Here is a 7,992-nt window from a genome sequence, read left to right as displayed (position 1 = left end):
GCCACACCCAGTGTGGCGGGGCCCCTCGGCTTTCTCCGCTGCTGCCGGTGAGCGTGCTCCGACCGGGCCGCCGAGCGGCCGGGGGTCAGACGCCGGGGGCCGGCTGGACGGGCTACGGGGTCAGCGGCGGGCGGTGCGACGCCGTGTCCGGGCCGTCCTGTCCCCCGGGCCGGTCCGCATCGCGGATGACCTCGCCCTGGACCACCTTGCCGTCGGGGTGGTGGATGCGGGCCTGCTGGAAGGCGTCGCCGAAGCTGCCGACGGGGGCCGAGGCCATCTTCCGCTCCAGCGAACGGGCCGCCCGGCGGCCGATCCAGGTCCTCACGGGCGGAAGCAGGAGGAAGAGGCCCGCCACGTCGGAGATCAGTCCCGGCATCATCAGGAGCAGACCCGCCAGCATGGTGAGACCGTTGCCCTGGCCGGGCTGCTGCGGGGTGGGCTGCCTCCCCTGCTGGGCCTGCTGGAAGGTGTCCGACAGATTCCTGAAGGCACGCCGCCCCGCACGCTTGATGACCACCGCGCCCAGGACCATCCCGCCCGCGAGCAGCGCGGCCACGGCCAGCACGCCGGCCGCGTTCGCGACCATCGTGAGCAGCCAGATCTCCAGGATCAGCCAGGCGGCGACCGCCAGGGGGAGGAAGGTTCGGGCGGGCGAGCGCCGCCGTGGGGCCGTCGAGGTGGGAACGCCGGTCGTCATACCCACCAGTGTGCCTGGGGCCGCGTAAAAGTGTCCTCAGCCGGAGGTACGGGACGGCCCCCTAGGGGGCGTCTTGCCCGTCGTCCGTCAGGCCCTGCCGTCGTGCCCGCCGTCGTGACGACCGCCGCCCTTGCCGCCCTGCCGGCCCAGCAGCTTGGCCGCCTGGGCCTTGATGCCCCACTGGGTGACCCGCCACAGGGCCTCCACCACGATGTCCTTGCTCATCTTGCTGTCGCCGAACTCACGCTCGACGAACGTGATGGGCACCTCCACCACGCGGAAGCCCTTCTGCACGGCCCTGCGGGCCAGGTCGACCTGGAAGCAGTAGCCCGCGGAGGCGACGTCGTCCAGGCCCAGGCCCTCCAGGGTCTCGCGGCGGAAGGCCCTGTAGCCGCCCGTCACGTCGCGGATCGGGACGTCCAGCATCAGCCGGGAGTACGTCGAACCGCCGCGCGAGAGGAACATGCGGCTCTTGGGCCAGTTGACGACGCGGCCGCCCGGCACCCAGCGGGAACCGAGGACCAGGTCGGCGCCGGCCAGCGCGGTGAGCAGGCGGGGCAGTTCCTCCGGCTGGTGGGAGCCGTCCGCGTCCATCTCGACGATCACGCCGTAGCCGGCCTCCAGGGCCCAGACGAAGCCCGCCAGATAGGCGGCGCCGAGCCCCTCCTTGCCCTTGCGGTGCAGGACGTGCACGTGGTCGTCGCCGGCCGCGAGCTCGTCGGCGAGCTTGCCGGTGCCGTCGGGGCTGTTGTCGTCCGCGACGAGGATGTGGGCCTCGGGCACCGCCGCGCGGACGCGGCCGACGATCAGCCCGATGTTCTCCGACTCGTTGTAGGTCGGAATGATCACCAAGGCTGTACCGAGCGGCCCGTAGGTCCGCTGTCCGCCGTCGCTCACTGGGTCCCCTTTTTTGTGGTCTCGCACGTCCTGTACGCCTGGTCGCAGGGAATGACTGTAGAACAGTGATCGGGGCCCGTGGTCCTTCGGGCCGGTAGGACGCCCGCTGGCTGCGGGCCGCCCTGACCGTTGTCTACTGGACCGCCGAGCCCCGACCCGGGGCCACCCGCCGCCCGGCGAAACCTTCCCTCGCCCCCGAGGCGCGGGTGCGCTGAGCAGACGGATCCGTCCGGCACGACATCCTGTGGTGGACCCGGCCGAACCTATCCGGGTCCGACCGCCCGTACCGAACCGAGGCCGACCGGATCACCCCTGTGGGCGTACGAATACCTCCCGCCCGCCGACGACGGTGGCGAGGCACACCGGCAGCTCGGATCCGGGGGTCAGATCGGGCAGTCCGGGGGTGCCCGAGCGGGGGTCCGTGGACCAGCGGGCGACCCGGTCGTCGGGGGCCTGGACGACCAGTTCGCCGGTCTCCCAGACCGCGTAGTCGGCGGGGGCGCCGGGGACCAGGATCCCCGCGCCGTCGCGGCCCAGCGCCCGCCAGCCGCCCCGGGTGTGGGCGGTGAAGGCGGCCCGTACGGAGATGCGGTGCTCGGGGGTCCGGTGGAAGGCGGCCGCCCGGACGGTGCCCCAGGGGTCGAGCGGGGTGACCGGCGCGTCCGAGCCGAAGGCCAGCGGGACACCGGCCTTGAGCAGGGCCGCGTACGGGTTCAGGGTGCGGGCGCGCTCCGCCCCGAGGCGGTCGGCGTACATGCCGTCCTCGCCGCCCCAGGCCGCGTCGAAGGCGGGCTGCACGGAGGCGGTGAGCCCCAGCTCCGCGAAGGCGGCGATGGTGGCGGGTGTCATCATCTCGGCGTGCTCGACCCGGTGACGGGCGGCGCGGACCCGGGCCAGGCCGACCTTCTCGGCGGCCGCCCGGACGCCCTCCACCACGGCGGTGATCGCGGCGTCGCCGATGGCGTGGAAGCCGGCCTGGAGGCCCTCCTCGGTGCAGGCGGCCACGTGTTCCGTGACGGCGTGCACGTCGAGGTAGCCGGTGCCGGTGTGCGAGGCGTCGGCGTACGGGGCGTGCAGGCATGCGGTGTGCGAGCCGAGGGCGCCGTCGACGAAGAGGTCGCCGGCGGCCCCGACGGCCCCCAGCTCCCTGGCCGTTGCGAGGTCCCGGTCCGCCCAGTACCCGAAGACGCGCGGTCCGGGCCGCTCGGCGGCCAGGGCGAGCAGGCCGGTGAAGTCCTCGGCGGAGGAGATGTCGGGCCCGCCGCACTCGTGCACGGAGCCGATGCCCAGGGAGGCGGCCCGGTCGAGGGCGGCCCGCTGGGCCTCGGCGCGCTGCGCGGGCGTGACCGCGGCCAGTGCGGCCCGCCGCACGGCGTGGTGGTCGTCGGCGGTCAGTGGCCGGTCGCCCTCGGGGCGCACTCCGGGGACGAGGTCGAGCAGGGCCGTGGTGACCACGGCCGAGTGCACGTCGATGCGGCTGAGGTAGAGCGGGCGGCCCCCGGCTGCCTCGTCGAGCTCGGCGCGGCGCGGCGCGCGGCGCTCGGGCCAGCGGGCGGCGTCCCAGCCGTGCCCGAGGAGTACCCGGTCGGCGGGCCGGCTCGCGGCGTAGGCGCGTACGAGGTCCAGCGCGGCGGACAGGGAGCGCGCGCCGGTGAGGTCCAGCCCGGTCAGGGCCAGGCCCGCGGAGGTGGTGTGGACGTGGGCGTCCGTGAACGCGGGCGTGACGAGCGCGCCGCCGAGGTCGACGACCTCGTCCACGCCCTGCGCGAAGGCGTCGGCCGCGCCTTCGGAACCGACCCAGGCGATGTGGCCGCGCTCGACGACCATCGCGGTGGCGAAGGGGTCGGCGGGGCTGTGGACCTCGCCCCCGCGGAGGAGGACGGTGCGGGTGGGATCAGTGGGGGCGGGTGTCGCGCGCTCGGTCATGGGGACAAGTTTCGCGCGTTCGCAGGGCTCGGGTGGACGCGGGTACGGGGCGGGCCCGCGGGCGGCCTTCCCCGGGGCGCGGCGGGCGGGCCCGGCACGGCGCGCCCAAGCCGGCCATGCCCCGGAGGCCGGAGCGCGCGGCGGGCGCGTGCGGCCTCAGACGCGCGGCGGACGGGCTTCGTAGGGGGTGGAGAGGACCACCGTCGTTCGCGTCGAGACGTGGGCGAGGGCGCGCAGGCGGCCCAGGAGGTCTTCCAGCTCCAGGGGGGTGGCGACGCGCACCTTCAGGATGTAGTTCTCGTCGCCCGCCACGCTGTGGCAGGCCTCGATCTCGGGCACGCCGGCCAGCCGGTCGGCGATGTCGTCCGGGGCGCTCGGGTCGAAGGGCTTGACCGAGATGAACGCGGTCAGCGGCAGCCCGACGGCCTCCGGGTCGACCACGGCCGCATAGCCGCGGATCACCCCGCGCTGTTCCAGTCGGCGTACTCGCTGATGGACTGCCGATGTGGACAGTCCCGTGGCCTTGCCCAGATCCGTGTAGCTCATCCGCCCGTCCCGCACGAGCAGATCCACGATCTGGCGGTCCAGCTCCTCCATTGCGCTCATAGCCGCACAACTTAAGGCCCAACGGCCCTCCAGGCCCAGCGCTGTCCGCCCACTGGAGGCATCTGCGCCAGGCATGTGACCAAGGCCACAGGGGTATGCAGGTGGAGGCCGGTCTGTTGTGGTTACTCGTGCCGCGCGACGGGAAGTGCTTGCTGTGGCCGAGGCCGCAGAACCTGCCCGCCCGGCCCACCCAAGGGGGAGTACATCCATGCTGAACACCAAGCGTGCCGGTCGCACCGAACCGGAGCCACTGGAACCGCTCGACGCCGGGGACGGCGCGTACCCGGCGGACGCCGAATACGGCGAATACCTCGACGACGCCGAGGGATTCGAGATCCACCACGCGATCTGCCCCGACTGCGGCCAGTCGATCGCTCTCGTCGCGGACGAGGAGTACCTGCCGCAGCACGCGCTCTGCCTGACCCCGTGGAACCCCTTCGGGCTCACCGTGTGCGCGGGCACCGGGCGGCCCGCCACCGACGCGCTGCCCACCGTCGGCATGATCCAGCCGGTGGAGGCCCAGGAGCCCGAATCCGTCGTCCTGTCGGCCCTGCCCCAGGGCCTGGACTGGCGGACGCAGCCCTTCTCGCACGTCGGCGGTCCGGGCTCGCGTCCGGTCCGGGTGGTGAGCCCCGTGCTGCCGCAGCAGGCGCAGACGCGGCAGCAGCACGTGCAGGCGGCCTGACGGCCGCCGGCTTCCCTCCTCCCCTACCAGTACGTTCCCTGCACCATGGCGGCCAGGCCGGCATGGTGCAGGATCAGGCCGTCGGGATCGGCCGGGATCTCGACCTCGCCGAAGTGGGCCTGCCGGTAGGCGATGCGCAGCATCACGATCCCGTGCCGCAGGGCGGCGTAGAGGGTGTGGAACTCCATGTCCCGCGGTGTGTGGCCGGTCAGTTCGGCGTACCGGCGCTCCAGATCCTCGCGGCGCAGGAAGTCCGGCAGGCCGGGCTGGCCGAAGCCGACGGTGAGGTCCTGGAAGAACCGGTGGAGGTAGACGGTCCAGCCGAGATCCACCTCGCGGGGGGCGTACGCCGCCATCTCCCAGTCCAGGACGGCCACCGGCGTGAAGCCGTCGTAGACGACGTTGCCGATGCGGGCGTCGCCCCAGTTGAGCACCGCGGGGCCCTCGTCCGCCGGCCACAGCTCCTCGAGGCGGGCGAAGGCCCGCTCGATGAGCGGGGACGGGGCGAGACCGCCCACCACCCAGGCGTAGTAGGCGCGTTGGGCGTCCACGTGCCGGCGCAGCGGAGTGCCCTCGCCGTCGGGGAGGAGGAACTCGGCCTCCTTGGCCGGGAACTGGTCGTGCAGGCGGGCCAGCAGGGAGATGCTCCCCTCCTGGAGTTCGGCGCGCTCGGCGTCGGTCGCGGCGTGCAGCCAGTTGCCCTCGTAGGTGTACGGCATGACGTCGGGCGGGACCCGGCCCTCGGCGCGGGCCATCACGAAGAACGGCGCCCCCAGCGGCCCCGGATCCTCCTCCAGCCACTGCACGCGCGGGACGGGCAGGTCCGTGTGCTCGGCGACCAGACTCATCACGCGATGCTGGCGCGGCATGTCGTACGTCGGGAAGACGGTGTAGGCGGCCGGGTCGGCGGCGAGCCGCAGCGCGCAGGCGCGCAGCGGGGTGTCGGGGTGCTCTATGTCGAAGAGCAGGGTCTCGCTGGACATCCCGTTGGACCCGGGGACGGAGACGTCGGCGACCTTCGCGCCGGGGAGTCTGGTGTCCAGCCAGGCGGTGAGGCGCCGGCCGAGCTCTTCGGGCTCTCGGGTGGAGGTGCGCGGACGTGGTGCAGTGGCCATGCGTGAGCCCCTTCCCTACTGGGCGACGGAGGAGTAGTCGGTGAAGCCGCTCGGGTCGTGGCGGCCGAAACTGCCGTGTTCGAAGATGCCGTGGCCCACCTGCCCGTCGAGGGTGAAGCGGGCCGAGTGGTCGGTGACCCCGAAGGCTGCCATCGGATGGGCGGCGGGGTCGGAGAGGTCGTAGACGCGGCGGTCGGTCCAGCCGCGGCCCTGCCAGGTGCCGTGCTGCCAGTCGGCGGCGGGCGGGTAGCCGGCGCCGACGGCCAGCGGGGAGGAGTTCAGGATCTCCACGCCCAGTTCGAGGGGCTTGCGAGCAGGGTCGGTGAGGTGGACGACGGCGCTCCGGGGGTGCCGGCTGCCGGGGCGGTATCGGATCTCGGTGTGCGGCCAGCCGAGCTGGACGTCGTGGCGTCCGCTGTCCTCGGGGAAGACCTGTACGGCTTCGTTCAGGGTCCGGTGGCCGTCGGCGTCCTCCTGGGAGATCACCATGACGAAGCGGTCCTCGAAGCGGACGGGGATCCAGAGCCAGTGGAAGCCCTCGGGGCGGTACTCCTCGGCGGCGCGGCCCCCCTCCTCCCCGGGGATGGGACGCACGCCCCAGCTCCGGTCGCGGGTACCGGTCCACTCCCCCGGCGTGAGGGTGAACTCCTCGCCCTTGGCACGGACGGTTCCGGTGACGTCGCCGGCCTGGACGAAGCGGCGGCCCTCCAGCATGAGGCGGTCGCCGCGCCGCTGGATGTGGTGGGGTTCCCACACGGCGGGGAACCCGGCGGTCCAGGTGACGTCGTACGAGAGCCCGTGCGGGTCGGCCGGATCGGGGGCGCAGCGCAGCGTGAGCTGCTTGAGCGGGACGTCGACGGTGATGGACAGGGGGCCCACCGAGAGGTTCATCCGGTCGTCGGTGAGGGCGTCGGAGGCCCGGACGGCGAGGAGTTCGTCGCCGATGCGGAGGGTGGCGTAGGCGTCGATGACCCCGGCGTTGGGGTAGACGCCGAGGCCCAGGATCAGGACGGCGCGACCGGCGTGATCGAACACGTGGAAGATGCAGCGGTCGTAGGCGTTGCGGTCACCACTGACGAGGTGCTTCATCGACAAGGGGGCCTGATGGATGGGGTACTCGTCGAGCGCAACGGGCCGGTCGGCGGGCATGGCGAACCTCCTGGAGGGCGGCATGGGGGGGCAGCTCAGGCGAATATGACGGTACGTCAGAAACGGCGCCCGCGGCCAGACTTCCGGCACGCTCTGACACACCGGCACGACACGCCGGGTGCCGGCCCGCTTCTGGCGGCCGGACGACGGCGCGCAAGGGGCTTCGAGGGCGGCGGGCACGGCTACAGCGCCGGGTCATATGGACGAGCGCTGGTCAAAACGGGGTGCGGGACCTGCCTTCCGTCGGCGAGCATGGCGGGCATGCGGCGGAGGTCACCTCAGGAGAAGAAGCAGCTGAGTTATCTGAAGGACCGCCGGAACGGCTACGGCGAGAACCAGAAGAGCTCGCGGAAGAACATCCCGCGCTCGAGGCGGGCCCGGCATCATGCGCTGCGCCGCGGCGAGCAGCTGGCGCTGGAGCGACTCAGGGCGTTCGGCGGGGCGGTGGACGACTCGGAGGTGCAGTTCGCCCGCCGCAGGACCGGTCAGTGGCGGAAGTCTCCGGACACGCCCCTCGGTGAGATGGTCGCGTACCGGCTGCAGCGGCGGGCCGAGCTCGGCATCGACGCCGCCCCGCGCAACCAGCGGCGCCTGGAGCGCGTCCACCGGCACCAGGCGCGCCGGCGACCCTAGGAGCCTCGTCAACAGGCGCAACCTCGGGTCGTCAGCCACCGGTTCCCGTACGCGCCCCTGACCAGCCCCCCATCCCCCACCGCCGGACGGACGCCGAGACATGCGGACCGCGTGGCGATCTGTTGCGCCCCCGGCCCGGGCGGCGCGCTGGACGGGCCCGCCGGGGGATCGTCCCCTGCGGAGCCAGGCCCGGGGGTCGCTGATCGGGCCGTTGTGGATCAGGAATGGCCGGCCCGTTCCTTTGGGGGGTTCCCGTCGGTCTTCGTATGTCCGTGGCGGGACGG

General features: G+C 73.3%; 8 protein-coding genes. 2 read left to right on the top strand and 6 right to left on the bottom strand.

The genetic code is table 11. The annotated features are described in order from the left end of the window. Nucleotides 1–112: 112 nt before the first annotated feature. The 4 genes from fxsA to ACWGIF_RS37295 all read right to left on the bottom strand — a co-directional run bounded on the left by fxsA (nt 113) and on the right by ACWGIF_RS37295 (nt 4,117). Nucleotides 113–697, bottom strand: coding sequence for an FxsA family membrane protein (fxsA, locus tag ACWGIF_RS37310; protein ID WP_453504238.1), 585 nt, complete (start codon nt 695–697; stop codon nt 113–115). Nucleotides 698–784: 87 nt separating this feature from the next. Then, entirely contained in the window at nt 785–1,594 is an 810-nt protein-coding gene (locus tag ACWGIF_RS37305; RefSeq protein ID WP_453504236.1) for a polyprenol monophosphomannose synthase, read from the bottom strand. A 306-nt stretch (nt 1,595–1,900) separates the two neighbouring features. Next, complete coding sequence (locus ACWGIF_RS37300) at nt 1,901–3,520, bottom strand: amidohydrolase (RefSeq protein ID WP_453504234.1); 1,620 nt, start codon at nt 3,518–3,520, stop codon at nt 1,901–1,903. A 156-nt stretch (nt 3,521–3,676) separates the two neighbouring features. Then, nucleotides 3,677–4,117 carry an Lrp/AsnC family transcriptional regulator gene (locus tag ACWGIF_RS37295; protein WP_030011705.1) on the bottom strand — a complete coding sequence of 147 codons (441 nt, stop codon included), beginning with the start codon at nt 4,115–4,117 and terminating at the stop codon, nt 3,677–3,679. Nucleotides 4,118–4,334: 217 nt separating this feature from the next. Between ACWGIF_RS37295 and ACWGIF_RS37290 the strand changes: the two genes are divergently transcribed. Further along, entirely contained in the window at nt 4,335–4,811 is a 477-nt protein-coding gene (locus ACWGIF_RS37290) for a hypothetical protein (RefSeq protein WP_453504233.1), read from the top strand. A 23-nt stretch (nt 4,812–4,834) separates the two neighbouring features. Here the strand turns inward: ACWGIF_RS37290 and ACWGIF_RS37285 are convergent, their stop codons facing one another. Both ACWGIF_RS37285 and ACWGIF_RS37280 read right to left on the bottom strand, forming a co-directional pair. Continuing rightward, complete coding sequence (locus ACWGIF_RS37285; RefSeq protein ID WP_453504231.1) at nt 4,835–5,926, bottom strand: phosphotransferase family protein; 1,092 nt, start codon at nt 5,924–5,926, stop codon at nt 4,835–4,837. Between the two features lie 15 nt (nt 5,927–5,941). Next, on the bottom strand, nt 5,942–7,075 hold the full coding sequence (locus ACWGIF_RS37280) for a hypothetical protein (protein ID WP_453504229.1): 1,134 nt from the start codon (nt 7,073–7,075) through the stop codon (nt 5,942–5,944). A gap of 261 nt (nt 7,076–7,336) precedes the next feature. Here ACWGIF_RS37280 and ACWGIF_RS37275 point away from each other — a divergent pair, with 261 nt between their 5' ends. Further along, nucleotides 7,337–7,708: a hypothetical protein gene (locus ACWGIF_RS37275; protein WP_453504227.1), complete on the top strand. Its 372-nt coding sequence runs from the start codon at nt 7,337–7,339 to the stop codon at nt 7,706–7,708. Nucleotides 7,709–7,992 lie beyond the last annotated feature (284 nt).

The organism is Streptomyces sp. NPDC054849, from assembly GCF_053610945.1.
Note: the sequence above shows the minus strand (reverse complement) of the source record. Positions and strands in the feature narration are given on the sequence as shown.